Consider the following 23,547-nt stretch of genomic DNA (forward strand, 5'->3'; position numbering starts at 1 on the left):
ACGCGGAGGACTCCTCTCGCGTCCACTGAGGTGCTTCAGGGCTCGTAGCGGTAGAAATGCATTTTGGTATCGCCGAAGGTGCGGCTTTCCAGCGGCTTGAAGGCGGGATCGACCATCACGGCCACATCGCCTTGTTCTTCCAGAATCGCCAGCGCACCAGGTACGAGCCAACCGCCGAGATGGGCGGCCTGGAAGGCCTTCTCACCTAACGCCTGACCATAGGGCGGATCGGCGAAGAGAAGGTCGAAGGGCTCGATATTGTTGACCCCACCAAGCTTCGTCGCATCGCGGCGCAGGATCCGGGCGCGGCCGTGCAGCCCGAGCGCATCGATGTTCTCCCACAAAAGGCCCCTGCCCTCGACGCCATTTTCGACGAAAAGGGCAACACGACAGCCGCGCGAGAGCGCTTCCAGACCAACGGCACCGGTGCCTGCGAAAACATCGAGAATGCGGGTGCCGTCCAGGCTTTCGGGGTAAGCATGGCTCAGAATATTGAACAGGCTTTCCCGCGTCCGGTCGATCGTGGGTCTGATGGCATTCGACTTGGGCGCGGCCAGACTGCGGCCGCGAAACTCACCGCCAACGATCCGCATTACGCGCCGTTCCCTCGCGAGCCGCCTCTTGGGCCGGACGGTCTACCGCCCGATGGCTTGCCACCGGGACCACGACCGACGCCGCCCGACGGCTTGCCACCTGGACCTTTGCCGCCGGAACCTCTGCTGCCACCCTTACCGCCAAAGCCCTTCGGGCCGCTGCCACCTTCGGAACGTTCACCGCGCGGCTTGCCGAAGCCAGGTTTGCCGCCAGAGGGTCTTCCACCGGAGGGCTTGCCGCCGAAAGGCTTTGCGCCACGGGGCTTGTCACCAAAGGGACGTTCGCTGCGTGCTGGACGATCGCCGTCCTCACGCGGCTTGCGATCACCGAAAGAGCGGTCACTACGTGCAGGACGATCGTCGAACGAACGGGCTGGCCGATCCGGACGCTCGGTTCTGTCGCCAGAGGACTTTTCGCCGAAGGATCTTTCGCCACGGGGGCGGTCATTACGGGGGCGTTCGCTGCGCTCGCCATCTTCGCGCGGCTTGCGGTCGCCGAAGGGACGATCACCAAACTTGCGCTCGCCACGAGGCTTATCCCCGAACGAACCGCGTGCGGGACGATCGCCCGCTTCACGTGGCTTGCGGTCGCCGAAGGAGCGGTCACCACGGCCACGACCGCGACCTTCATCGCGCCCTGCCTCGTTGCTCGAATCGGAACGAATCCACTCGCCTTCATCATCGGCGTGGCGCACGACTGCGCGGCGGGCCTCGGCCTGTGCCGATGGCTGCTTGAAAGCGCTTTCGGCTTCGGCACGCGCGGAGAGCTTACGGGCCTTGCCATCACGGGTCGGCTTGGCGCCAGGCGCCATCCAGACATTGGCGGTGCGGTTGCTGCCAAGCGGCGGGCGTTTCGGACCGCGATCATCGGTCTCGGCTTCGTCCCTGCCCTTCCCAGCAAACTTGCCGCCGGGCTTGCCGCCTGCCTTGGGCGCGAACTTGCCAGCAGGCTTGTCGGAGCGCTTTCCATCAAACCGACCGGAAGAACGCTCGTCGCCATCGCGCGGGTTGCGGTCGCCGGCAGCCTGCTTGCCCCACTCGGCTTTGGCCGACTTGGCGGGCGCCTCTTCCTCGTCCTCTTCGGACTTGTGATCATAGATCGGCGCATCGAAATTGGCGCCGGCAGCCTCGATCAGCCGCGGTCCGAGCTGGTCGCGCAGCATGCGACCGCGAACCTCGATAACATGACCTTCCGGCAGATCGCCCAGCTGGAACGGACCGTAGGACACGCGGATCAGGCGGTTGACCTCAAGACCAAGGGCGCCGAGCACGTTCTTGATTTCGCGGTTCTTGCCTTCACGAAGGCCCATGCTGATCCAGACATTGTGACCTTGCGTGCGGTCGAGCGTCGCGTCGATCGCGCCATAGAGCACGCCGTCCACGGCAATGCCGTCCTTCAGCTTGTCGAGTGCTGCCTGATCGACCTCGCCATGGGCGCGCACGCGGTAGCGGCGCAGCCAGCCAGTGGTGGGCAGTTCAAGCACACGGGACAGGCCGCCATCATTGGTGAGCAGCAGCAGGCCTTCGGTGTTGATGTCGAGACGACCGATCGAGAGAACGCGCGGCAGTTCCTTCGGCAGGTTGTCGAATACGGTCGGACGGCCTTCCGGATCGGAGTTGGTGGTCACGAGACCAGCAGGCTTGTGATAGAGCCAGAGGCGCGTTCGCTCAGCGCCACGGATCGGAACGCCGTCGACTTCGATCTTGTCATCCAGCGTCGCATTGACGACCGGGCTATCCAGCTTGACGCCGTTCAAAGACACGCGGCCTTCCATGATCATGCGCTCGACATCGCGGCGCGAGGCCACGCCTGCGCGCGCCATGATCTTGGAAATGCGTTCCGGCTTGGAGGCGACCGTCTCTACCACGGCTGCGGCTTCCGGCTTTTCTTTAAAAGTCTTCTTGTCACGTCCCGCCGACGCGTCAGATGACGGCTTTGCCGATGATTTCGGCTTCCTGTCACGGTCGAACGTCTTGCCACCGGCGCGCTTCGGCTTGTCTTTGAATGTCATTTGTTGTTTGCCTGTTGTTTGCCGTGTCCTATCAGGTCACGCGGCGACGGTTAAGAGGAAATTGCAAGAAGCATGGCGGAAACGACGCATTTCATGGACATTGCGCTGGAAGAAGCGCAGGCAGCGGGTGCGCGTGGCGAAGTGCCGATCGGTGCCGTCCTCGTTTATGAAGGCCGCGTGCTTGCCCGTTCCGGCAATCGCACGCGTGAATTGAACGACGTTACCGCCCATGCCGAAATTGCCGTGATGCGAATGGCCTGCGAAGAGCTTGGCCAGGAGCGGCTGCCCGGTGCCGATCTTTACGTCACGCTGGAGCCCTGCACCATGTGCGCAGCGGCAATCTCGTTTGCCCGCATCCGCCGTCTCTATTACGGCGCGAACGACCCGAAGGGCGGCGGCGTTGAGAGCGGCGTTCGCTTCTACAATCAGTCGACCTGCCATCATGCACCGGAGGTCTATTCCGGCTTTGCCGAGGTGGAGAGTGCCGAAATTCTGCGGGCCTTCTTTCAAAACAAGCGCGACTGAAGGCGCTGAACATCAATCGCCTGAGGCAAAAGCCTTGAGCGCGTCACCGGAAAGACGGTACCGCACCCATTCGCCCTGCGCTTCGGCGCCAATAGCCTGATAGACGCGGATGGCCGGCTCGTTCCAATCCAGAACGCTCCACTCGAAGCGACCACAGCCTTTTTCCACTGCAATGGCAGCCAAACGCTTCAACAGCGCCTTTCCGGCGCCGGAGCCACGCGCATCCGGAGTGACATAGAGGTCTTCCAGATAAAGACCGTTCCTTGAAAGCCATGTGGAGTAGCTGAGAAACCAGACGGCGAAGCCGATCGGCTGGCCCTCGCGTTCGCAGATCAGCGCAGAGGTGACGGAGCCCTCACCGAAAATGGAGGCCGTGATGCTTTCGACAGTGGCTTTCACCTCGTGCTCAGCCTTCTCGTAGATCGCCAACTCACGGATGAAGCGCAAAATGGTGGGCGCATCGGCGGCAACCGCGTCCCTGATCAGCAGCGTCACGACAAACTCCGTAGACAAAGATACCGAAAACAAAAACGCGACGTCAGAGGCGTCGCGTTTGTAAGATGAACCTTGGGAGAATTACTGGAAGGGGTTCCACCAGCTTTTGCCGGTTCCGGCCAGAGCAGCGTTCTTCTTGCGCTCTTTTTCCTTCTTCAGCTCAGGCTCGCCGAGATCGGCCAGTTGATCCTGGGAAACATTGCGGTACTCGACCGGAGGATCGGTCAGGTACTTGCGCGTGTTGGTGTTGACCACCGTACCGCCTTGCGCATCGGCCTTGGCCTTGCGGAAAGCTTCCCACTTCTGAGTTTCCGTCATCTGGCCGTTGGTGCCATTGCCAGCCAAAAGCGGCGAACGATAGTTTGGGTTGTCCTTGTTGGCCTCGGCTTCCGCACGAAGACGCTCACGTGCCTCTTCCGGAGTTTCCGGCCACTGCGGATTGGTCTCGCGGTTGGCAAGGCTCTGTTGTGGCTGGGCCAATTGCTCGGCACGGGCCTGGGCCGGGACGACAAGACCCGGGCGCGGATTGTATTTCACATTCCGCTTGGTCTGATCACCGGTGATCGAGGTGGCGTTACCAAGATCGTCCAGGAGCTGTTCGCTTGCAGACTTGCCCGTACCATAGGTCGGGCTGGTGCACGCGCTCAGCGCCAGGCAGGCAAAGGAAATGCCTGCCACGGTGCGATACATGCGAAAACTCTGCGTCATGCTCATGAAACCCTTCCGCCCAAGAACGCCGCGCGACAAGAATGACGCAAAACAGACGCTCTACATATTAAAACCACGCGATATGCCTGAGGAAAATCACACTGATCTTCTTATGCGCGCGCGGCTGTCCCGACGACCGGATGCACCCCTTGATGCGTAATTCCGACCATTTTCAGGCAGGTTTACCGGATGAAGGGCAAAAGCGCAATTCATCCGGCAATTTTCTTGAGCAAACGACGTCTCAGACGCCGACGCCCAGTTCGCGCAGCGCTGCCGCGTCCCGGGCCGAAACGTCCGGGTATTGCGGGTCGGAACCAACATCGGTCGTGATCCGCCAGGAGCGAGCGCATTTCTGCCCTTCCGCCAGCTTCTGCTCAACCGCGACCTTCTGCACCTCGCCCAGACGGAATGCATCCGCCGGACCTTCGCCCGCAACCACGGAGATTGCCGAGGTGATGCAGATCTCTGCGAAGTCCTGGCCCTCCAGTGCCGCCATCAGCTCCGGATCGGCAATATGGACCACCGGTGCCGCTTCCAGCGAGGAACCAATGCGCTTTTCCCGTCGCTCGACTTCCAGCGCGCCGGTGACCACCGTGCGAACCTTGCGGATCTTCTCCCACTTGGTATCGACTGCCGGGCTGTGCCATTCCGCCGGTATGGTCGGGAACTGTTCAAGATGAACAGACTCGGCACCCGGATGGCGCGAAAGCCAGGCTTCTTCCGTGGTAAATGGAAGCATCGGTGCCAGCCATGTCACGAGGCAATCGAAAAGCTTGGCGATCACGTAAAGGGCCGAGCGGCGCTTCAATGAAGACGGCGCATCGCAGTAGAGCGCATCCTTGCGGATATCGAAGTAAAAGGCCGAGAGCTCGACGTTGGAGAAATCCACCAGCGCGCGGGCGATCTTCTTGAACTCGAAACTGTCGTAGCCTTCGCGTACCACCTTATCGAGTTCGCTCAAGCGGTGCAGAACGAGCTTTTCCAGTTCCGGCAGATCGGCATAGGCGATCTCCTCGCCCTTATCGTGCGCGAGCGTGCCGAGCATCCAGCGGATGGTGTTGCGCAGTTTGCGATAGGCATCGACATTGGTCTGGATGATCGCCTTGCCGAGACGCTGATCGTCCCAGTAATCGGTGGTCATGACCCACAGGCGCAAGATATCGGCGCCTGCATCCTTCATCACATCCTGGGGTGCCACGACGTTGCCCTTGGACTTCGACATCTTCTCGCCCTTCTCATCCATGGTGAAGCCATGGGTGACGACGGCGTTGTAGGGCGCGCGGCCACGCGTCGCGCAGCTTTCCAGCAGCGACGAATGGAACCAGCCGCGATGCTGGTCTGAGCCTTCCAGATAGACGTCCGCCGGCCATTTCAGGTCCGGGCGGTCTTCCAGCGTGAATGTATGGGTGGAGCCCGAGTCGAACCAGACATCGAGAATGTCCATGACCTGGTGCCACTTGGCGTGGTCATGGTCGTTGCCGAGAAACCGCTCCTTGGCGCCTTCGGCGAACCAGGCATCGGCACCTTCGGCTTCGAAAGCATCAAGGATGCGGGCGTTGACGGCTTCGTCCAAAAGCACCTCGCCCTTGTCATCGGCAAAGACGGCGATCGGAACGCCCCAGGCGCGCTGACGCGACAGGACCCAGTCCGGGCGGTTCTCGATCATGGCACGCAGGCGGTTCTGACCACCGGCTGGAACGAAGCGTGTGTCGTCGATTGCAGACAGGGCTCTCGAGCGCAGCGTGGTGCCATCGCCCAGTTCCTTGTCCATATAGACGAACCATTGCGGCGTGTTGCGGAAGATGACCGGCTTCTTGGAGCGCCAGCTATGCGGATAGCTGTGCTTCAGGCGTCCACGGGCAAACAGGTTGTTGGCAGCGATCAACGCCTTGATGACGCGCTCATTGGCATCGCCCTTCTTGCCGTTATCGTCCATCACCCGGGCAGCGCCGCCCTCTGCCGAGGGGCCGAAGCCTGGGGCATCTTCCGTGTAGAAGCCATCATCACCGACGGTGAAGGGGATCTTTGCCGAGATGCCACGGGCTTCCAGCTGGCGCGCCTGCGCCATCCAGGCGTCAAAGTCTTCGCGACCGTGACCGGGAGCGGTGTGCACGAAGCCCGTACCGGCATCGTCAGTGACGTGATCGCCATCGAGCAGCGGCACCTTGAAATCGTAGCCGAGACCAGCAAGCGGATGGGCGCTGACGAGATTGCCTAGCTCGTCGGAAGAAACGTCCCGGACGCGCTTGAATTCCAGCTTCGCCTTAGCAAAGCATTCGGCTGCCAGCTTGTCGGCAAAGACGAGCTTCTCGCCCGGCTGCGGACCAAAATCGTTGGCAGCAGCCGTAACTTCATAAAGGCCATACTGGATGCGCGACGAGAAGGAGATCGCGCGGTTGCCCGGGATCGTCCATGGCGTCGTGGTCCAGATGACGATCGAGGCGCCTTCAAGCTCAGCCGAACCCTCGACGACCGGGAATTTCACCCAGATCGTGTCGCTTTCGACATCGTGATACTCGACTTCCGCTTCTGCCAGCGCCGTGCGCTCGACGACCGACCACATGACAGGCTTGGAGCCGCGATAGAGCTGGCCGCTCTTGGCGATCTTCAAGAGCTCGCCGGCGATGCGCGCTTCAGCGTGGAAGTTCATCGTCGTATAGGGATTGTCGAAATCGCCTTCGATACCGAGACGCTTGAACTCTTCCGACTGAACCTTGATCCAGCCAGCGGCAAAGTCACGGCATTCCTTGCGGAATTCGTTGATCGGAACTTCGTCCTTGTTCTTGCCCTTGGCGCGGTAGGCTTCCTCGATCTTCCATTCGATCGGCAGGCCGTGGCAATCCCAACCGGGGACGTAGTTGGAGTCGTAACCACGCATCTGGAAGGAGCGGGTGATGACGTCCTTCAGGATCTTGTTCAGCGCGTGGCCGATGTGGATGTTGCCGTTTGCGTAAGGAGGGCCATCATGCAGCACGAACTTCTCGCGGCCGGCGGCGGAGGCGCGCAGCTTCTTGTAGAGGTCCATTTGCTGCCAGCGCTTGACCAGCTCCGGCTCTTTTTGCGGCAGACCGGCGCGCATCGGGAAGTCCGTCTGCGGCAGGTAAAGCGTTGCGGAGTAATCGATTTTTTCTGCGGTGTCGTTCATGATCGTACCATTATCGCGGCGCCGAATGAGGCTCGCGCCGTCTCATCAAAAAAAGAGGGCTTAGCGAAGGCGCCTGGATCGTCTGACGCATGCCTGGACGACATGCTTGAGACAAGCGCCAAAATCCCGGACCTTCCGGCTCTCAGAGCGGGCGGAAGGCCGGGCCAATAATTCGGGATATGAACGTCGACCGATATTGGTTCATGGCCGGTTGTTTAGGACGTTTCAGCCTGTTTGAAAAGGGAATTGATCGCAGGAGTGGCCCGCTTCGTCAAAAAGCGATCTTAGCATCCACTTCGCTGAGCGGCGTGACACCTGAAAGAAGCGCTCTTGCCTCCTCCTCGTCCTTCTTCATCTGAACGACGAGCGGCTCCAGCCCATCAAATTTCAGCTCATCGCGCAGGTGGCCGAAGAAGGAAACCGAGCAGACCTGGCCGTAAAGATCGCCGCTGAAATCGAAGACGAAGGTTTCAAGAAGTGCTGCGCCATTTTCCGTCACCGTCGGGCGATAGCCGAAACTTGCCACACCGTCATGCAGCGTTCCGTTGGCCTCTCTGAAGCGCACCGCATAAATCCCAGGCTTCAACTCCGTTTCGGGTGGCAGCGCCATGTTGGCTGTCGGGTAACCGAGCGTGCGGCCAAGCTGCTGTCCGCGAATAACCTCTGCCTCCACCGTGAAGCGATAGCCAAGCAAACCTGCGGCACCGACCACATCGCCCTTGGCCAGACAGTCCCGAATACGGCTTGATGAAATCACGTCCGAACCCTCATCACGAAACGAATCTACCAGCGTCACATCGAAGCCATGGCGCTTGCCAGCCTGCATCAGAAAGGCCGGACCGCCCTCGCGGCCCTTGCCGAAATGGAAGTCGACCCCGGTGACGACGCCACCAGCACCCAGCCAGTCGACTAGAATGGATTTGACGAAATCTTCTGCCGAACGCTGCGAGAATGTCTTGTCGAAGGGATATTCGATGACGGATTGAAAGCCCTCCGCCTCCAGAAGGCGCGCTTTCAGCGGCGCCGGCGTCAGACGAAAGACCGGCGTCTCCGGCCGGAAAACAGTGCGGGGATGCGGCTCGAATGTCAGGACAAGGGCTGCAACGCCGCGCGATCTTGCAAGCTCCAGGGCCTGATCCAGAACGGCGCGATGGCCGCGATGCACACCATCGAAATTACCGATCGCGACAACGCCACCCTTCAATGCGTCCGGAAGCGGCTCTTTCTTCTCATTGCGATGGAACACGGTCATCGGAAACTTTCTAAAGCGTGTCGCGCAAAAGTGGTCACCGGTTTTGCGATAACGACATGCGACAAACAAGAACTAAAGCGTAAAGCGCGGATCTGAAAGATCGCGACTCGCTTTAGGCCAGACGCGGCATCCACCAGCCGGGCGCCGCATTCTGGCTTTTCAGATAGCTATTAAGAAGCGCCTCATCGATCTCGCCATTCAACGTGTATTCCGCCGCATGAATGCCGCCGCTGATGTAGAGGAGATCGAGACCGGCGGAGATGGCGCCCTTGACGTCGGTCGGCATGCCATCGCCGATTGCCAGAACGCGGTCCTTGCTGAACGCGCCGCGCACTTCCTTTGCCGCGGCAAAGCAGGCCTCGTAGATCGGCGCATGCGGCTTGCCGGCAATGCGCACTTCGCCGCCCAGCTGCTCGAAGTAGGCCGCCATGGCGCCTGCGCAGGGGATGATGCGCTCGCCACGCTCGACCACCAGATCAGGGTTGGCGCAGATCATCGGCGCGGAGCGGGCGACGAAACCCTTTAGCATCTCGGTATAATCTTCAGGCGTTTCGGTTTCGTCGTCGAAGAAACCAGTGCAGACAACGGCTTCCGCATCGCTTTCACCCACCACCGTAACGTCGAGACCATCAAACAGCGGCATATCGCGCTCGGGACCCAGCAGGAAGACCTTCTTCGGTCCCTCGGCAATCAGCTCGCGGGTCACGTCACCAGAGGTTACGATGCGGTCATAGGCCTCATCGGGCACGCCAAGCGCACGCAGCTGCGGAATGACGCCGACTGCCGGACGCGGGGAATTGGTGATGAGGACGACAGTCTTGCCGTTCTTGCGCGCTTCGGCCAATGCGACACCGGCCGCGGGAAAAGCGGTCACGCCATTGTGCAGCACACCCCACACATCGGAGAGGATGACATCGAATTGGGAGGTGATGTCGCCAAGGGTGGCAATGCGGTGGGCCATGAATCTTCCAACTCTTTCCATCATTTTCGAGCTCGTGACATCGCAAAGGCTGGTTGCGATGGCAAGCGAAAAAGACAGCGGGTACCTGTGCGCAACTAAGACCTCAGCCGAGCCAAAGCCTGATGAAACCTGCCCCGATACACAGGCCGAGCACCGGCAGCATCCCGAATTTCAGGCGAAACAGCATGATGGCCGAGACGACGAAGAGCGCAAGCGATGCAAGGTCGAGCGAATGCCAGTCCGGCAAGGACATGCCGAAATTGATCTGAGGCAGAAGTTCAACCCTGTCGACTTTGCCAAAAAGCACATGCAGGCCAAACCAGACCGAAAGATTGAGAATGACGCCCACCACCGCACCGGTAATGGCGGACAAGGCGCCGGATAAAGCCGCATTGTCTCTCAGCCTTTCCACGTAAGGCGCACCGAGAAATATGAAGATGAAGCTTGGGACGAAAGTCGCCCAGGCGGCAACACTTGCCCCAGCAACACCCGCCAGCATCGGATCGAGCATGCCTGGATGCCGAAACGCTGCGAGAAAGCCGATATAGGAGAGAACCAGAACGAGCGGTCCGGGTGTAGCCTCGGCAAGCGCCAGGCCGTCCAGCATCTCGCTTGCCGTCATCCAGTGATGCGTCTCCACCGCAACCTGCGCCACATAGGCAAGAACCGCATAGGCGCCACCAAAGGTGACGACTGCAAGCCTTGAGAAAAACTCTTGCAGTTCGATGAGCGAGTTCGGCGCGGCCAGAAGCCAGAACAGCAGAAGCGGCATTTGCCAGATGAAAATGCCGACGAGAACCCCTCGGATCTGCCGCAGCAGGGGTGGTGCCTTGCTTTCGACATCAGGCTTTGTCGAGCGCCCTCCTCGGGCTTTCAGGAAACCCGAAATACCGGCAGCGAGAATGACAAGCGGAAAGGGAACGCCGAAAAAGAACAGAGCTATGAAGGCTGCGGCCGCAACGCCGATCAGGAAGCGGCTCTTCAGCGCGCGTTTTGCCACGCGCAGCAAGGCTTCGATGACGATGGCGAGCACGCCTGCCTTCAGACCGAAGAGAAGGGCGGGCAGCCAATGCGTATCCTGATAGAGCGCATAGGCTGCCGCAAGTGCGACGATGACGAGGAAGCCCGGCAGAACGAAGAGCATGCCGGCGATGATGCCGCCGCGTCTGCCATGCAGAAGCCATCCGGCATAGGTTGCCAGTTGCTGGGCCTCCGGTCCTGGGAGAAGCATGCAGTAATTCAGCGCGTGCAGGAATCGCTCTTCGGAAAGCCAGCGTTTCTCATCGACCAGCACGCGGTGCATCATGCCGATCTGGCCCGCTGGACCGCCGAAGCTCAACAGGCCAACACGGCCGAAGACAAAAAAGAGTTCCGACAGAGTCGGGTGGGTAGCGGAAGTTTCAGAGCGCAAAAAATCTGTCATGCAATCGCAGTAACCATTTTACATGAAATTTTTCCGACGGGCCGTTCTTGACAGCACCCGACACCCTGCTTATCTCCGTCTCGCTAGCACTCGGCAAATGAGAGTGCTAACATCAATCCAGGCGGGTCGTTTCCGATCCGCGAATGTCATTTGATCGAGGGAATAGACAATGGCAAGCACCAATTTCCGCCCGCTGCACGACCGCGTTGTGGTTCGTCGCGTTGAGTCTGAAGCTAAGACCAAGGGTGGCATCATCATTCCTGATACCGCCAAGGAAAAGCCGCAGGAAGGCGAAATCGTCGCAGTTGGCTCCGGCGCACGCGATGAGTCCGGCAAGATCGTCGCTCTCGACGTCAAGGTCGGCGACCGCATCCTGTTCGGCAAGTGGTCCGGCACGGAAGTAAAGCTCGACGGCGAAGACCTTCTCATCATGAAGGAAGCCGACATCATGGGCATCATCGGCTGATTTAGCCGCCTTCCCCATTTCCGTAATCTGAAGCCGGACACTGTTCCGGCCATTCGAAACCAGGAGTTTTGAAACATGGCAGCCAAAGAAGTAAAATTCGGCCGCTCGGCGCGCGAAAAGATGCTCAAGGGCGTCGACATTCTCGCTGACGCAGTGAAGGTCACGCTCGGCCCGAAGGGTCGTAACGTTGTTATCGACAAGTCCTTCGGCGCACCGCGCATCACCAAGGACGGCGTTTCCGTCGCCAAGGAAATCGAACTGGAAGACAAGTTCGAGAACATGGGCGCACAGATGGTCCGCGAAGTTGCTTCGAAGACCAACGACATCGCCGGTGACGGCACCACGACTGCAACCGTTCTTGCCCAGGCGATCGTTCGCGAAGGCCAGAAGGCTGTTGCAGCCGGCATGAACCCGATGGACCTGAAGCGCGGTATCGACCTCGCTGTTTCAGAAGTCGTCAAGGACCTGCAGGCGAAGGCAAAGAAGATCAACACCTCTGAGGAAGTTGCTCAGGTCGGTACGATCTCCGCTAACGGCGACACGCAGGTTGGCCGCGACATCGCGGAAGCCATGCAGAAGGTTGGCAACGAAGGCGTTATCACCGTCGAAGAAGCCAAGACCGCTGAGACCGAACTCGAAGTCGTCGAAGGCATGCAGTTCGACCGCGGCTACCTGTCGCCCTACTTCGTGACCAACCCTGAGAAGATGATTGCCGACCTGGAAGACGCTTACATTCTCCTTCACGAGAAGAAGCTGTCCAACCTTCAGGCCATGCTTCCAGTTCTCGAAGCCGTTGTTCAGACCGGCAAGCCGCTCGTCATCATCGCTGAAGACGTCGAAGGCGAAGCTCTTGCAACGCTCGTCGTCAACAAGCTGCGTGGCGGCCTCAAGATCGCTGCCGTCAAGGCTCCTGGCTTCGGCGACCGCCGCAAGGCCATGCTTGAAGACATCGCGATCCTGACCGGTGGTACCGTGATCTCCGAAGACCTCGGCATCAAGCTCGAAAATGTCACTCTCGACATGCTCGGCAAGGCCAAGAAGGTTTCCATCTCCAAGGAAAACACCACGATCGTTGACGGCTCCGGCCAGAAGACCGACATCGAAGGCCGCGTTGCCCAGATCAAGGCTCAGGTCGAAGAAACCTCTTCCGATTACGACCGCGAAAAGCTGCAGGAACGCCTTGCCAAGCTCGCTGGTGGCGTTGCCGTCATCCGCGTCGGCGGTGCAACGGAAGTTGAAGTGAAGGAGCGCAAGGACCGTATCGACGACGCTCTGAACGCAACCCGCGCTGCTGTTCAGGAAGGCATCGTTGCCGGCGGTGGTACCGCTCTGCTTCGTTCCGCTCAGAAGATCACCGTCAAGGGTGTGAACGACGACCAGGAAGCTGGTATCAACATCGTTCGCCGCGCTCTGCAGTCGCTGGTTCGCCAGATCGCAGACAACGCAGGTGACGAAGCTTCGATCGTTGTTGGCAAGCTTCTCGACAAGGATGACGATAACTTCGGTTACAACGCTCAGACCGGCGAATATGGCGACATGATTGCCATGGGTATCGTCGACCCGGTCAAGGTTGTCCGTACGGCTCTGCAGAACGCAGCTTCGGTTGCTTCGCTGCTGATCACCACGGAAGCCATGATTGCCGAGCTGCCGAAGAAGGACTCCGCAATGCCTGCAATGCCGGGCGGCGGCATGGGCGGCATGGACTTCTAATCAGTCCATTCCCTCTGGAATACGAAAGGGCGGTCTTCGGATCGCCCTTTTTGTTTGGCGCGTTCCGCCGTCGCGATCAAATTCCCCTCAGCTCAGTCCAGCATTGCGAGCCATCCATCAGCAGCAACACTCTAAGCCTGCTTGATCTTGGAACGTGCTTACCGCTACACAAACGTCGAATAATGCATCGCCCCGATGCAAGCATGTGGAACAGGTGTCTCTTGAACAGTGCCGTCGAACTTCCGGTGCAGAAACAGCTCGAGGCCTATAATGCCCGTGACATCGATGAATTCATGCGGTGGTGGGCTGACGACTGTCAGTACTTTGCTTTTCCCTCGACGCTCTTGGCGCGCAACGCTCTCGAAATTCGCGAGCGCCACATCGCGCGCTTCAAAGAACCAGACCTTTATGGGCGACTGCTATCGCGCATAATTCTCGAAGACATGGTCATCGACCACGAGACCGTGACGCGAAATTTTCCCGAAGGACGTGGCGAAGTCGATGTTGTCTGTATCTACGAGGTCGCTCGCGGCAAGATCGCAAAGGCGTGGTTCAAGATCGGAAAACCGAGAATCTTGTAGTCCTACCCATACGTCCAGCAATAAATGGCTATGATTGCTCGTTTAACTTCGGCTGCATCAGGCCTCGATATCCTTGCGGAAGAAGACGACGCGTTGTGTTTCCGTAAAACCGAGAGCGGCGTGAAACTTCCGGCTCACCTCATTCTCAAGCGGGGCGTCGGAGGCAAACTCCAGGCATCCTTGAGACTTACCCCAGTCCCCAACTGCATCACAAAGCAGCCGCGCGATTCCTTGCTTCCGATGCGACGGCAGAACATAGATACCTTCCAGGAAGGCCACGGGCGACGTCTTGCAGCCGTTGACATAATCGTTGCGCAAACTGCCTTCGGCAAAACCGACGATCTCACCCTCCTCGCTTTCGCTGAGAAAAGCGACGGCCCTATCGGCTCCCTGTAAAAAGGTCTCGATGACATCCTCGCGGTGTTGCTCGACGGAGCCGTCCGGCCAGAGCGCCGCGCGTAAACGCGACCATGAATCAACATTGTCGAAGGTGCCTCTAACGATTTTCATCCTCTCTCCCCTTGTCATCTGTCTCGCAGCGTCTCCATAAGCAGAGGTCTATCACCATGCTCGATCGGCACAACGCGTCCGGCTGATTGTTCACTTTTTGAAGACGAAGAGTCTCCGTGCGTTTATCTTTCGTCAATTCGAAAAATCCGTCAGAACTGTCTCCAGAGTTCACGCAACGGCTTGAACGAAAGCTCACAACGGAGACATCAAATGTCCAGCAGTCAGAACGCTCTCGTGCTCGTCGCACGCATCCTTCTTTCCTTCATTTTCGTCTATTCCGGCTTCGGCAAGCTGATGGACCCTGCCGGCACGGCCGGTATGATAACCGGCGCTGGCTTGCCTGCGGCAACCGCTCTTGCTTACCTTGCCGGTTTGTTTGAGCTCGTCACCGGCCTTGCCGTTCTGGTTGGCTTCCAGACCAAGATTGCCGCCTTCGCACTGGCTGCATTCTGCGTCTTCACCGGTCTTGTCTTCCACAGCGGCACCGTTGCCGTTCCCGGCTGGCCGGATGCGGCTCTCGGCTGGATCAACACGCTGAACGGCATCATGCTGATGAAAAACATCACGCTGGCTGGCGCCTATATCCTTCTCGGAGCCTTCGGTGCCGGTGCCTATTCGGTCGACGCGATGCGCGGCCCGAAGCTTGCCCACGCCTGAATTCCAAAGCGGATAAAATGAGCCGTCGGAGCAATCCGGCGGTTTTTTCTTTATGTTCGTTCCTTGGGAAAAGCGGGGATCGCGTCGAGATGGTCCACCCAAGCGGCCTTGGAGCGCGCCCAGATCTGCACACGCGGTTCCAACTCGGCCCGTTCATTGATCGAGCCCCACCGTATGCCCCAGGTGCCGTTGTCCTGTTCGGCGCTGCTGAACAGCGGCGCGCCGCAGTCGCCACAGAAATGCATCAGCCGGACATTGCCGTTTTCCGCCTTCTTCCTGTAGAGCTTCGGCTCCGCGCCGGTCAGGCTGATATCCTGGCGCTTCGCTCGCAAGGTCACGCGATAGGGCGAACCCGTCAGACGCTGGCAATCCGTGCAGTGACAGATGACCACATGCTCCGGATCGGCTTCCGCTTCATATTGAACGCTGCCGCAGTGGCACTGGCCTGTGATGCGCATGACATTCTCCTTCATAAGGAGAACAGCATAAACAAAATATGCCCTCAGCCAAGCGCCGTCTTGACGCGCGAGACGATCTCCTGAACGACAGCATCGCCTTCGTGCTCCGCCTTGCGGGCACGAACGAAGCAGGCTTCCGACCTCAAGATGATGCCGTCGGTCAGGATCTTCAGGTGGTTCGCCTTCAGCGTCGACCCGGTGGAGGTGATATCGACGATGATATCCGCCTGACCGGCTGCGGGCGCGCCTTCTGTGGCGCCTAAGCTTTCGACGATACGATAGAGTTGAATGCCGTGCTGGCGAGAGAAGAACTGCTGCGTCAGGCGCCAATATTTGGTGGCGATCGCCAGGCGGCGACCGTGACGGGCACGAAACTCCGAGGCGACGTCGCCGAGATCGGCCATGCTATCCACGTCGAGCCAGATTTCCGGAACCGCAACCACCACATCCGCATGGCCGAAACCGAGCCGGGCGCAGAACTCGACGCGTGTGTCCACGTTGCTCAAGTCTTCGCGCACGAGATCTTCACCCGTCACGCCGAAATCGACAGTGCCGTTGCCGATCTCACGGGCGATCTCGGATGCCGAAAGATAGGCGATCTCGATATCGTCTCGTCCTTCGACACGGCCGCGATAGGAGCGGTCACTGCCGATTGCGGTGATCTTCAGCCCTGCGCGTTCGAGAATGGCCGAGGAGTCGTCCTTCATGCGTCCCTTGGAGGGCAGCGCTATGGTGATGGTCATGCGGAAGTCCTCGCAGCTTCGATGCGGTCCAGCCAGAGCGAGAAACCAACGGCGGGAATCGTGTCCTTGGCGCCAAGCAGCGTCATCAGCCGGTCGAAACGTCCGCCCCCTGCGAGCACGGCCGTTTGACCCTCTTGCGTGATTTCGAAGACGAGGCCGGTATAGTAATCCAGTGGACGACCGAAGGCTGCGCCATAGGTGACTGAACCAAGATCGACGCCGCCATTGGCAAGGGCCGCCACGCGGGCATCGAAATCGGCAAGGGCCGCCCCGAGCTTCAGTTTCGCCTTCTCAGCAAAGTCCGAGAGCGTTTTCGACGCCTCAGACAGAGGTGCCTGGAGGCTGAGGAACTGCTTCAGCAACTGGAAGCTGTCATCCGGCAGACGGGTGGCGGCAAGCGCCAGCTTCTCGCGAAGGCGTCTCGCAATCTCCTGCGGTGCGCGACTTGCATTGGTGGAGTAGCCAGTCTCCTGCATGACGCTGTCGATATACTCGACAAGAACCTTTTCCTCGCCAGTCGCGAGCAGCCCCGCCACGCGGGCATCGAGCCCGGTCATCGGCTTGGGGCTGACAAGGCTTTCGAGCAGCGCATCGAGTTGGGCGGTGTCGCCAAAGGCTTGCACCAGACGCTTCTGCCAGCCAAGCGGCAGACCGAGTGCGGCAATCACGGCTTCGAAGACCTTCTGATCCCCCAAACGAGCAGAAAGCGTCTGCCCTGGAAGAAGCCGGTTCAGAATGCCGAAAGCGTCGCCAATGGCGCGCGCATCGGCGGCGGCGACATCGCCATCGCCCAGATCTTCGATCCCGGCCTGATAGAACTCGTTTCCACCTTCGCGGCGCTGACGAAACACTTGGCCCAGATAGGCGTAACGCTTCGGCGTGCCGGTTGCCGTTTCGATATGGCGAAGGCAGACGGGGATCGTAAACTCCGGCCGCAGACACAGGCTTTCGCCGGTCTCGCTTTCGGTCAGGAAAATACGACGGCGCAAATCCTCGCCAGCCATATCTAGGAACGGCGCAGCAGGCTGAATCACGGGTGTATTGACCCGCATCGTCTTGCGCGCCGCAAACTCGTCCAGCAGCTCTCCGGAAAATTCCGGCATGTCGATCAGGGGCATGAAGCAGTACTTTTCGTCACGGTTCGAGCGGTTGCATCATTTCGATGCGGTTTCCGAAGGGATCATACACATAGAAGCGGTCATACCCTTCCAGTGGCTCATCCTCAACCACAGGGCAGCCTGCGGTTTCAAGTCTTTTTCGAAGCTCTGACAGATCATCGACCACAAAGGCAGGATGCGCTTTGCTGGCCGCGACGAAGTCTCCGGCGACGCCGAGATGCACCCGAACATCGCCAGCCACAAACCAGCATCCTCCGCGCCCTGCCAGGTTGGCAGGCTTCTCGACCTCTTCGAGACCGAGAAGGCCAGCATAAAACGCCCGCCCCTTGTCTTCACCCCCTGTCGGGATCGCCAGTTGGATGTGATCCAGACGGAGAATGGTCACGGCTGATCAGCCTTCTGCCCGGCGTCGATCTTCCGCCTGCGCTTCGAGGATTTCCTTCACCTTCGCGACGAGATCAGCCTCGGCTACGACGTCCTGCGCCACACGCGCTTCGCGCCATGTCGCATTGTCTTCGATCTCGTCGGACAGGCGCTTGCCCTCGATCAGGTCCTTGATCTGCACCACGCCTTCAGCCCGCTCATCACCGCCCTGGATGATGGCAATCGGGGCGCCCATGCGATCGGCATATTTCAGCTGATTGCCGAACTTCTTCCAGTTGCCCTGATACATTTCGGCACGAATGCCTTCGGTCCGCAGCGCCTGAGTGAAGCGTTGGTAGCGGCCCATGCTTTCCACATCGCCATCCATGACGGTGATGAGAACAGGCGCGAGTGGCTTTGCCTGACCAAGCTTGCCGAGGTTCTTCAACGCCGTCATCAGGCGCGAGACACCGATGGAGAAACCGGTTGCGGGAACAGGCTGGCCCATGAAGCGCGACACGAGACCATCGTAACGGCCACCGCCACCGACCGAGCCGAAGACAACCTTCTCGCCCTTTTCGTTGGTGACATCGAAACTCAATTCGGCTTCGTAAACGGGACCGGTGTAATATTCGAGGCCGCGCACGACCGATGGATCGATCTTGATGCGATCCGCCTCGTAACCGGCACTCGCGACGAGCGCACCGATGACATTGAGTTCCTCGACGCCTTCCTCGCCCTTCGAGGTGCCGGCGACGAGCTTTGCAAGATCGGCAGCACTTGCAGCATAATCTTTGATGCCAACGAAAAAGAGAACCTTTTCGATCTGCGCCTCGTCAAGCCCTGCACCCTTGGTAAAGTCGCCGGATTCATCCTTGCGACCGGGGCCGAGCAGGAGCTTCACGCCTTCGGGGCCGAACTTGTCGAGCTTGTCGATGGCGCGCAGAACGTTCAAACGCCGACCGGCATTGTCTTCGCCGCCGAGACCGATGGCTTCCATCACGCCATCCAGAACCTTTCGGTTGTTGACGCGAATGACATAGTCGCCACGCTTGATGCCGAGTGCTTCCAGCGTGTCGGCCATCATCATGCACATTTCGGCATCCGCCTGGACGCCAGCGGCACCGACGGTATCGGCGTCGAACTGCATGAATTGACGGAAGCGGCCGGGGCCGGGCTTCTCATTGCGGAAGACATAGCCCGCGCGATAGGTGCGGTACGGAAGCTGGATCTCGTTAAAGTTTTCCGCGACGTGACGGGCAAGCGGCGCTGTGAGATCGTAGCGCAGGCTCATCCACTGTTCGTCATCGTCTTGAAGCGAAAACACGCCCTCATTCGGCCGGTCGCTGTCGGGCAGGAACTTGCCCAGCGCATCGGTATATTCAAACAATGGCGTTTCGACGGGATCGAAACCGTAAAGCTCGTAGACCTTGCGGATCTTATCGATCATCTCATTGGTGGCATGGATATCGGCAGCCGAACGGTCCACGAAGCCGCGCGGCAGGCGGGCTTTCAGTTTCTGAGGCTTTTTTGCTTTTTCGCTCATGATGCCAGTCCAATTGTCTCTTGAAATCAAGTGGGTGTCTTAGTGTATGAGCCCCTATGCGGCAAGGGCGGGCGCTTGCGGATTTGCCACAACTCTCTCACTTGAAGCGGCGACCAAGCCTGTCGAGTGCTTGCAAGGCAAGAGCGGCAATGTTAGCGTTGGGTCGTCGTCGATTTCGACCGTAAGCGTCTAACGTCAAGCAACGCGCCTTAACCCCCTCGTTCTTTGGGGGCGCGAACAAGGTGCGCTTTTGAAGACGACGTTTAGAAAGACATGTTCATGACATTCTCACGCTTACCCGCGCGCTACGGCGCCATTCTCATGCCTATGGTGCTCTCCATCCTTATGACGTTCGTCGTGTCTCTCATCGCGACGATCCGCGCCATCGGCCTTACCGAGGATTTCCTGGCGCGCTGGCTGCCAGCCTGGGGTCTTTCCTGGCTCGTGGCCTTCCCGACGCTGCTTCTGGTGCTACCCCTGGTACGCCGCATCGTCAACGCTCTGGTCGAACCGCAGCGCAGTTGATACTGCGATAGGCTGTGCAGGCGCATTGAGCCTGCACAGAGACCGTGCACTCCAGAGTGAAGCCTACATGATCCTCGAAGCCTTGAACTACGCCGGGACCTACTGGAAGACCGAGCCGGCATTTCGTCCGCATATTCGCTACTCGGTCAATCTATGGGCGCGCGCCAATCGATGCGCGACGGCTTGGAGAGAGCACGAAGAAAATAGCAAGCGCTTCATTCTTTCGACAGCCTCGAGATTGAAGCAGCGACGCACGGCGGTCATCCTTGGCTCTGGCCTTTTGCGGGATGTGCCCTGGCGGCAGCTTTCTGCAGCGTTCGACACAGTCGTCCTCGTCGATCTGGTGCATCTTTCCAGTGTACGAGCGACACTCTATCGGCGGAAGTATCGCAATGTCGTGCTGAATAGCCGCGATCTCTCCGGCTATGACATGTTGAAGGCGGGCATAGACATCGAACCGTTGAGCTTTCTCCGCCAGGTGCCTTATCTGGACCTCGTCGTGTCAGCCAATCTGCTGTCTCAGATCGGCACCGGCGCGCGCCATCGGATGGAACAGGATGGGACGAATGGCATGCCAAAGGATACGCTCCATCGGCTCATCCAGGCCCATGTCGATGGTCTTTCCGGTCTACCTTGCAAAGTCTGCCTCCTAACCGATACCGGCTTCGACATCGTCGACAAGACCGGCAAGTTGCATCAACACGAGGACCTGCTGCATGGCGTGCAGGTTCCGACCATCGCGCAACAATGGGATTGGCCGGTGGCCCCGTTCGGCGAAGAGAGTAAGGACTACCAGATCATTCACAGAGTCGTTGCCAGCAACCTCCGATAACCCATTTCCTGGCGTGGCTTGATAGGCTAGAGTGTGAGCATGCGCCTTGTCGTTCGCACATTGATGTTTCTCGCCTGCCTGCTTTATGGCGCCATGCCCGGCACGGCTGCGATGGATATGTCCATGCCGGCGGCCAAGGCGCTTGCTTCCGGCCTTGCTTTGGACGAGCACGCCGGTCACGGCATAGTCAAAACCGCTGGCCATCCGGAAAACCAAGGCAGCCCTTGTCCTCACGAAAAGAGCATGACGCACGCGCCATTCTGCGCGGCCTGTCTTGTTCTACTTCCAGACCTCGTCTTTGCCGAAAAAGGGCGATCGCCTCACGCAGCACCCTTGCCAGCATTGCAGGCAAGCTTGCTCGGCAACATGCCCGCACCCCCTCTGCCGCCTCCCCGTTCCTGACCGGATTTCGACATTCAGATGCAATCGAAATTTTCCGACAGAGGAAGGATATCCCATGTCTATCAAGACCATTTCCATCGCCGCTGCCATCAGCGTCCTTTTTGCCGTACCGACGCTGGCACAGGACGCTTCCGGCCATTCGGGGCACAGCATGCCCAAACAGGCGGCCGCGGAGAACGCCTCGACGCAGGCCTTCATGGATGTTTCCAAGAAGATGCATGCTGCGATGGAGCAGGACTATACCGGCAACGCCGATGTCGATTTCGTCCGCGGCATGATCCCGCACCATGAGGGCGCGATCGATATGGCGAAGGTCCAGTTGCAATATGGCAAGGATCCGGAAATCCGCAAACTGGCCGAAGAGGTGATCAAGGCTCAGGAAGCGGAAATCGCCATGATGAAAGAGTGGCTGAAGTCAAAGGGCTACTAAACAGACTATGGGGAAGTGCCTTCGGGCGCTTCCTCTTCACTTCAACAAGCGATCAAAGCCCGGTCAGGCCCGCCTTGTAGCTACCGGCGAATTCACGGCTCAAGCGTTCCAGCTCCATCGATGCGCGGCTCGGATGCCGTTCCTTGTGCATCAGGAGCGCAAACTGACGCGCGGGCAAATCGATGCCGACGCGGGTGAGCAGTCCTTGACGAAGCATCAAGGCTGCGACGGAGGCCGACACCACCGCTGCGGCCCCTCCTGCGCGCGCAGCTGCGACGACCGCCTCGTTGGATGGCAATTCCAGCGTGACCTTTAAATCAGCCAGAGACATGCCCATGGCTTTCAGAGCGGCTTCGAAAGCAGACCGCGTGCCCGAGCCCTGCTCGCGCAGAACCCAAGTCGTCGAGCGAATATCCTCTGCTTTCAGCTGCCGACCATCCGAGAATGGATGAAGCGGACCGACAACGACGAGCAACTTATCCGATACGACGGGACGAACCGAGAGCGCCGGCTCATCGATATCGCCTTCGATGAAGCCGATTTCCGCCACGCCCTTGAGCACCGCTTCGGTGACCGTGCGTGTGTTGCCGACGTCGAGTGTCACCGTCACGCCGGGGTAAAGCTGTTTGAACTGCATGAGAATAGACGGGAGCCAGTAGCTGGCGATCGTCTGGCTGGCAAAGACACGGATCTCACCACGGGTCAGGCCGCCCATCTCCGAGAGAATAAGTTCAGCGCTGCGCACCCGGTTCAAGGTCGAGCGTGCCTCGTCCAGAAACACCCGACCGCTTTCCGTCAGCTCGATACCCCGGCCGACGCGGTGAAACAGCTCGACATTGTAATAGGCCTCAAGTGTCTTGATCGACGAACTGACGGCGGAAGGTGTCAGGCCAAGCGCCTCCGCTGCCCGTGTCAAATGCTGCCGCTCCGCTACCGCGACGAAGATCTTTAATTGTTCAAAGGTCATCTTATATTATTCGATTTTTCCGAATGAAACATGCCATATTATTTCATGGAATGAAATGGATGTCTGTAAGATGATGGCAGTCATGGCACATCACCGTTCACTCACCTCATCGCTTTCTTTCTTTCGCGTTCCCGCATGGCGCTTCGTGCCGGGGATTGCGCTCTGTGGCGCCATCAGCCTTGCCGCCATTTTTGCAGAGAGTGCTCAAGTGCGACTGGCCGGACATGCCTGGCTTGGTGATCTGGTGATCGCGATCGTGTTCGGCGTGCTTCTCAGAAGCTTCGCACGTCTGCCAGAAGCAACTGGAGCTGGGATCAAGTTCAGCGCCAAGACGCTGCTGGAGGTCGCCGTCGTTCTTCTCGGCGCTTCGCTCAGCCTGTCGATTCTGAAAGGGGCCGGCGGATTGCTGATCTTCGGCATCGCCATCATCGTTGGTCTGTCGCTCATCGGCAGCTACGCGATCAGCCGGGCGATCGGTCTTGAGCCGAAGCTTGCCATTCTCGTTGCCTGTGGCAATTCGATCTGCGGAAATTCCGCCATTGCCGCGGCGGCACCCGCCATCGGCGCGAAGGCGCAGGATGTCGCGTCTGCCATTGCCTTTACCGCCGTCCTCGGCGTTGCCGCCGTCATCATCATGCCGGCAATCCCGGGCGTTTTCTCCATGGACGCCGTGCATTACGGCCTGTTTGCCGGCATGACCGTTTATGCCGTGCCGCAGGTTCTGGCCGCGACCGCGCCCATGGGAGCCGTCGCGGTTCAGACAGGCACCGTCGTCAAGCTCATCCGGGTGTTGATGCTGGGTCCCGTCGTCACCACGCTTTCGATCATCCACGGCCGGGGTACGAGCGGTCGGCTCGATCTTCAGCGGATGGTGCCCTGGTTTATCATCGGCTTCGTGCTGATGATCATGGCCCGCTCCTTCGGCCTAATCCCGAACATTGCACTGGCACCCATCAGCGGCCTTGCCAATGTGCTCACCATTATGTCGATGGCAGCACTCGGTCTTTCGGTGGATATCCGCTCTCTGCGCCATGCAGGCGGCAAGGTCATCGTCGCCGCCACCGCGTCGCTTCTGCTTCTCTGCGCTCTTTCCGTCGGGCTGATCGCGATCGCCGGTTGATTGGC

The 23,547-nt window shown here is 59.4% G+C and carries 25 protein-coding genes; 10 read left to right on the top strand and 15 right to left on the bottom strand.

What is annotated here, in order from left to right:
* Positions 1-35: 35 nt before the first annotated feature.
* Both rsmD and AC07U5_RS11835 read right to left on the bottom strand, forming a co-directional pair.
* Complete coding sequence (rsmD, locus tag AC07U5_RS11830) at positions 36-593, bottom strand: 16S rRNA (guanine(966)-N(2))-methyltransferase RsmD (protein ID WP_111848168.1); 558 nt, start codon at positions 591-593, stop codon at positions 36-38.
* The gene (locus AC07U5_RS11835) at positions 593-2,605 is read right to left on the bottom strand and encodes a pseudouridine synthase (protein WP_494723096.1); all 2,013 of its coding nucleotides are present in this window, start codon (positions 2,603-2,605) and stop codon (positions 593-595) included. Before AC07U5_RS11835 ends, rsmD begins: the two co-directional genes overlap by 1 nt.
* 72 nt (positions 2,606-2,677) lie before the next feature.
* Here AC07U5_RS11835 and AC07U5_RS11840 point away from each other — a divergent pair, with 72 nt between their 5' ends.
* A complete protein-coding gene (locus AC07U5_RS11840) occupies positions 2,678-3,130 on the top strand; it encodes a nucleoside deaminase (RefSeq protein WP_062425982.1) in 453 nt (150 codons plus the stop codon).
* Between the two features lie 12 nt (positions 3,131-3,142).
* Here AC07U5_RS11840 and AC07U5_RS11845 read toward each other — a convergent pair whose 3' ends face one another.
* From AC07U5_RS11845 to chrA, 6 genes are all read right to left on the bottom strand, one after another.
* Positions 3,143-3,625, bottom strand: coding sequence for a GNAT family N-acetyltransferase (locus AC07U5_RS11845; RefSeq protein ID WP_494723097.1), 483 nt, complete (start codon positions 3,623-3,625; stop codon positions 3,143-3,145).
* Positions 3,626-3,706: 81 nt separating this feature from the next.
* The gene (locus AC07U5_RS11850) at positions 3,707-4,339 is read right to left on the bottom strand and encodes a hypothetical protein (protein WP_062425984.1); all 633 of its coding nucleotides are present in this window, start codon (positions 4,337-4,339) and stop codon (positions 3,707-3,709) included.
* 235 nt (positions 4,340-4,574) lie between these two features.
* On the bottom strand, positions 4,575-7,478 hold the full coding sequence (gene ileS / locus AC07U5_RS11855) for an isoleucine--tRNA ligase (protein WP_112955955.1): 2,904 nt from the start codon (positions 7,476-7,478) through the stop codon (positions 4,575-4,577).
* 271 nt (positions 7,479-7,749) lie between these two features.
* On the bottom strand, positions 7,750-8,730 hold the full coding sequence (locus AC07U5_RS11860; RefSeq protein ID WP_112955953.1) for a bifunctional riboflavin kinase/FAD synthetase: 981 nt from the start codon (positions 8,728-8,730) through the stop codon (positions 7,750-7,752).
* 112 nt (positions 8,731-8,842) lie between these two features.
* On the bottom strand, positions 8,843-9,691 hold the full coding sequence (locus AC07U5_RS11865; RefSeq protein ID WP_112955951.1) for a TIGR01459 family HAD-type hydrolase: 849 nt from the start codon (positions 9,689-9,691) through the stop codon (positions 8,843-8,845).
* A gap of 103 nt (positions 9,692-9,794) precedes the next feature.
* The gene (chrA, locus tag AC07U5_RS11870) at positions 9,795-11,114 is read right to left on the bottom strand and encodes a chromate efflux transporter (RefSeq protein ID WP_112955949.1); all 1,320 of its coding nucleotides are present in this window, start codon (positions 11,112-11,114) and stop codon (positions 9,795-9,797) included.
* Positions 11,115-11,283: 169 nt separating this feature from the next.
* Between chrA and groES the strand changes: the two genes are divergently transcribed.
* The 3 genes from groES to AC07U5_RS11885 all read left to right on the top strand — a co-directional run bounded on the left by groES (position 11,284) and on the right by AC07U5_RS11885 (position 13,871).
* Positions 11,284-11,580 carry a co-chaperone GroES gene (gene groES, locus AC07U5_RS11875; protein ID WP_062425989.1) on the top strand — a complete coding sequence of 99 codons (297 nt, stop codon included), beginning with the start codon at positions 11,284-11,286 and terminating at the stop codon, positions 11,578-11,580.
* Positions 11,581-11,655: 75 nt separating this feature from the next.
* The gene (gene groL / locus AC07U5_RS11880; RefSeq protein ID WP_494723098.1) at positions 11,656-13,290 is read left to right on the top strand and encodes a chaperonin GroEL; all 1,635 of its coding nucleotides are present in this window, start codon (positions 11,656-11,658) and stop codon (positions 13,288-13,290) included.
* A 221-nt stretch (positions 13,291-13,511) separates the two neighbouring features.
* Positions 13,512-13,871 carry a nuclear transport factor 2 family protein gene (locus tag AC07U5_RS11885; protein WP_494723099.1) on the top strand — a complete coding sequence of 120 codons (360 nt, stop codon included), beginning with the start codon at positions 13,512-13,514 and terminating at the stop codon, positions 13,869-13,871.
* 57 nt (positions 13,872-13,928) lie between these two features.
* Here AC07U5_RS11885 and aac(6') read toward each other — a convergent pair whose 3' ends face one another.
* Complete coding sequence (gene aac(6'), locus AC07U5_RS11890) at positions 13,929-14,381, bottom strand: aminoglycoside 6'-N-acetyltransferase (protein WP_494723100.1); 453 nt, start codon at positions 14,379-14,381, stop codon at positions 13,929-13,931.
* A gap of 210 nt (positions 14,382-14,591) precedes the next feature.
* On the opposite strand from aac(6'), the gene AC07U5_RS11895 reads away from it, so the two are divergent.
* Positions 14,592-15,038 (top strand): DoxX family protein, encoded by a 447-nt coding sequence (locus tag AC07U5_RS11895; protein WP_111848183.1) that lies wholly within the window; start codon positions 14,592-14,594, stop codon positions 15,036-15,038.
* 50 nt (positions 15,039-15,088) lie between these two features.
* Here AC07U5_RS11895 and AC07U5_RS11900 read toward each other — a convergent pair whose 3' ends face one another.
* Genes AC07U5_RS11900 through hisS form a run of 5 tightly spaced genes read right to left on the bottom strand, consistent with a single transcriptional unit; the run spans position 15,089 to position 19,266 of the window.
* Positions 15,089-15,496 carry a GFA family protein gene (locus AC07U5_RS11900; protein ID WP_112955942.1) on the bottom strand — a complete coding sequence of 136 codons (408 nt, stop codon included), beginning with the start codon at positions 15,494-15,496 and terminating at the stop codon, positions 15,089-15,091.
* Positions 15,497-15,540: 44 nt separating this feature from the next.
* Positions 15,541-16,239: an ATP phosphoribosyltransferase gene (gene hisG, locus AC07U5_RS11905; RefSeq protein ID WP_062425995.1), complete on the bottom strand. Its 699-nt coding sequence runs from the start codon at positions 16,237-16,239 to the stop codon at positions 15,541-15,543.
* Positions 16,236-17,357, bottom strand: coding sequence for an ATP phosphoribosyltransferase regulatory subunit (locus tag AC07U5_RS11910; RefSeq protein WP_494723101.1), 1,122 nt, complete (start codon positions 17,355-17,357; stop codon positions 16,236-16,238). The genes hisG and AC07U5_RS11910 overlap by 4 nt, the downstream gene beginning before the upstream one ends.
* 16 nt (positions 17,358-17,373) lie before the next feature.
* Positions 17,374-17,742, bottom strand: a complete 369-nt coding sequence (locus AC07U5_RS11915; RefSeq protein WP_494723102.1) for a VOC family protein — start codon at positions 17,740-17,742, stop codon at positions 17,374-17,376.
* Between the two features lie 6 nt (positions 17,743-17,748).
* Positions 17,749-19,266, bottom strand: a complete 1,518-nt coding sequence (hisS, locus tag AC07U5_RS11920; protein ID WP_494723103.1) for a histidine--tRNA ligase — start codon at positions 19,264-19,266, stop codon at positions 17,749-17,751.
* Between the two features lie 279 nt (positions 19,267-19,545).
* On the opposite strand from hisS, the gene AC07U5_RS11925 reads away from it, so the two are divergent.
* The 4 genes from AC07U5_RS11925 to copM all read left to right on the top strand — a co-directional run bounded on the left by AC07U5_RS11925 (position 19,546) and on the right by copM (position 21,455).
* A complete protein-coding gene (locus AC07U5_RS11925) occupies positions 19,546-19,791 on the top strand; it encodes a DUF2798 domain-containing protein (protein ID WP_062438634.1) in 246 nt (81 codons plus the stop codon).
* A gap of 67 nt (positions 19,792-19,858) precedes the next feature.
* Positions 19,859-20,623 carry a hypothetical protein gene (locus AC07U5_RS11930; RefSeq protein ID WP_494723104.1) on the top strand — a complete coding sequence of 255 codons (765 nt, stop codon included), beginning with the start codon at positions 19,859-19,861 and terminating at the stop codon, positions 20,621-20,623.
* A gap of 39 nt (positions 20,624-20,662) precedes the next feature.
* Positions 20,663-21,025, top strand: coding sequence for a hypothetical protein (locus tag AC07U5_RS11935; protein WP_494723105.1), 363 nt, complete (start codon positions 20,663-20,665; stop codon positions 21,023-21,025).
* A gap of 55 nt (positions 21,026-21,080) precedes the next feature.
* Positions 21,081-21,455: a CopM family metallochaperone gene (gene copM / locus AC07U5_RS11940; protein ID WP_111848195.1), complete on the top strand. Its 375-nt coding sequence runs from the start codon at positions 21,081-21,083 to the stop codon at positions 21,453-21,455.
* Positions 21,456-21,507: 52 nt separating this feature from the next.
* Here copM and AC07U5_RS11945 read toward each other — a convergent pair whose 3' ends face one another.
* Positions 21,508-22,422: a LysR family transcriptional regulator gene (locus AC07U5_RS11945; protein WP_062426003.1), complete on the bottom strand. Its 915-nt coding sequence runs from the start codon at positions 22,420-22,422 to the stop codon at positions 21,508-21,510.
* 82 nt (positions 22,423-22,504) lie between these two features.
* On the opposite strand from AC07U5_RS11945, the gene AC07U5_RS11950 reads away from it, so the two are divergent.
* Positions 22,505-23,542, top strand: a complete 1,038-nt coding sequence (locus AC07U5_RS11950) for a YeiH family protein (RefSeq protein ID WP_494723106.1) — start codon at positions 22,505-22,507, stop codon at positions 23,540-23,542.
* The last annotated feature ends 5 nt before the right edge of the window (positions 23,543-23,547 follow it).

This window comes from Agrobacterium sp. GW821-FHT02D03, assembly GCF_059421725.1.

Bases quoted from the DNA above. Each gene is read 5' to 3' on its own strand.
- rsmD (WP_111848168.1), bottom strand. From the start codon at position 593: ATGCGGATCGTTGGCGGTGAGTTTCGCGGCCGCAGTCTGGCCGCGCCC.
- AC07U5_RS11835 (WP_494723096.1), bottom strand. From the start codon at position 2,605: ATGACATTCAAAGACAAGCCGAAGCGCGCCGGTGGCAAGACGTTCGAC.
- AC07U5_RS11840 (WP_062425982.1), top strand. From the start codon at position 2,678: ATGGCGGAAACGACGCATTTCATGGACATTGCGCTGGAAGAAGCGCAG.
- AC07U5_RS11850 (WP_062425984.1), bottom strand. From the start codon at position 4,339: ATGAGCATGACGCAGAGTTTTCGCATGTATCGCACCGTGGCAGGCATT.
- ileS (WP_112955955.1), bottom strand. From the start codon at position 7,478: ATGAACGACACCGCAGAAAAAATCGATTACTCCGCAACGCTTTACCTG.
- AC07U5_RS11860 (WP_112955953.1), bottom strand. From the start codon at position 8,730: ATGACCGTGTTCCATCGCAATGAGAAGAAAGAGCCGCTTCCGGACGCA.
- AC07U5_RS11865 (WP_112955951.1), bottom strand. From the start codon at position 9,691: ATGGCCCACCGCATTGCCACCCTTGGCGACATCACCTCCCAATTCGAT.
- chrA (WP_112955949.1), bottom strand. From the start codon at position 11,114: ATGACAGATTTTTTGCGCTCTGAAACTTCCGCTACCCACCCGACTCTG.
- groES (WP_062425989.1), top strand. From the start codon at position 11,284: ATGGCAAGCACCAATTTCCGCCCGCTGCACGACCGCGTTGTGGTTCGT.
- groL (WP_494723098.1), top strand. From the start codon at position 11,656: ATGGCAGCCAAAGAAGTAAAATTCGGCCGCTCGGCGCGCGAAAAGATG.
- AC07U5_RS11895 (WP_111848183.1), top strand. From the start codon at position 14,592: ATGTCCAGCAGTCAGAACGCTCTCGTGCTCGTCGCACGCATCCTTCTT.
- AC07U5_RS11900 (WP_112955942.1), bottom strand. From the start codon at position 15,496: ATGCGCATCACAGGCCAGTGCCACTGCGGCAGCGTTCAATATGAAGCG.
- hisG (WP_062425995.1), bottom strand. From the start codon at position 16,239: ATGACCATCACCATAGCGCTGCCCTCCAAGGGACGCATGAAGGACGAC.
- AC07U5_RS11910 (WP_494723101.1), bottom strand. From the start codon at position 17,357: ATGCCCCTGATCGACATGCCGGAATTTTCCGGAGAGCTGCTGGACGAG.
- hisS (WP_494723103.1), bottom strand. From the start codon at position 19,266: ATGAGCGAAAAAGCAAAAAAGCCTCAGAAACTGAAAGCCCGCCTGCCG.
- AC07U5_RS11925 (WP_062438634.1), top strand. From the start codon at position 19,546: ATGACATTCTCACGCTTACCCGCGCGCTACGGCGCCATTCTCATGCCT.
- AC07U5_RS11930 (WP_494723104.1), top strand. From the start codon at position 19,859: ATGATCCTCGAAGCCTTGAACTACGCCGGGACCTACTGGAAGACCGAG.
- AC07U5_RS11935 (WP_494723105.1), top strand. From the start codon at position 20,663: ATGCGCCTTGTCGTTCGCACATTGATGTTTCTCGCCTGCCTGCTTTAT.
- copM (WP_111848195.1), top strand. From the start codon at position 21,081: ATGTCTATCAAGACCATTTCCATCGCCGCTGCCATCAGCGTCCTTTTT.
- AC07U5_RS11945 (WP_062426003.1), bottom strand. From the start codon at position 22,422: ATGACCTTTGAACAATTAAAGATCTTCGTCGCGGTAGCGGAGCGGCAG.
- AC07U5_RS11950 (WP_494723106.1), top strand. From the start codon at position 22,505: ATGGCACATCACCGTTCACTCACCTCATCGCTTTCTTTCTTTCGCGTT.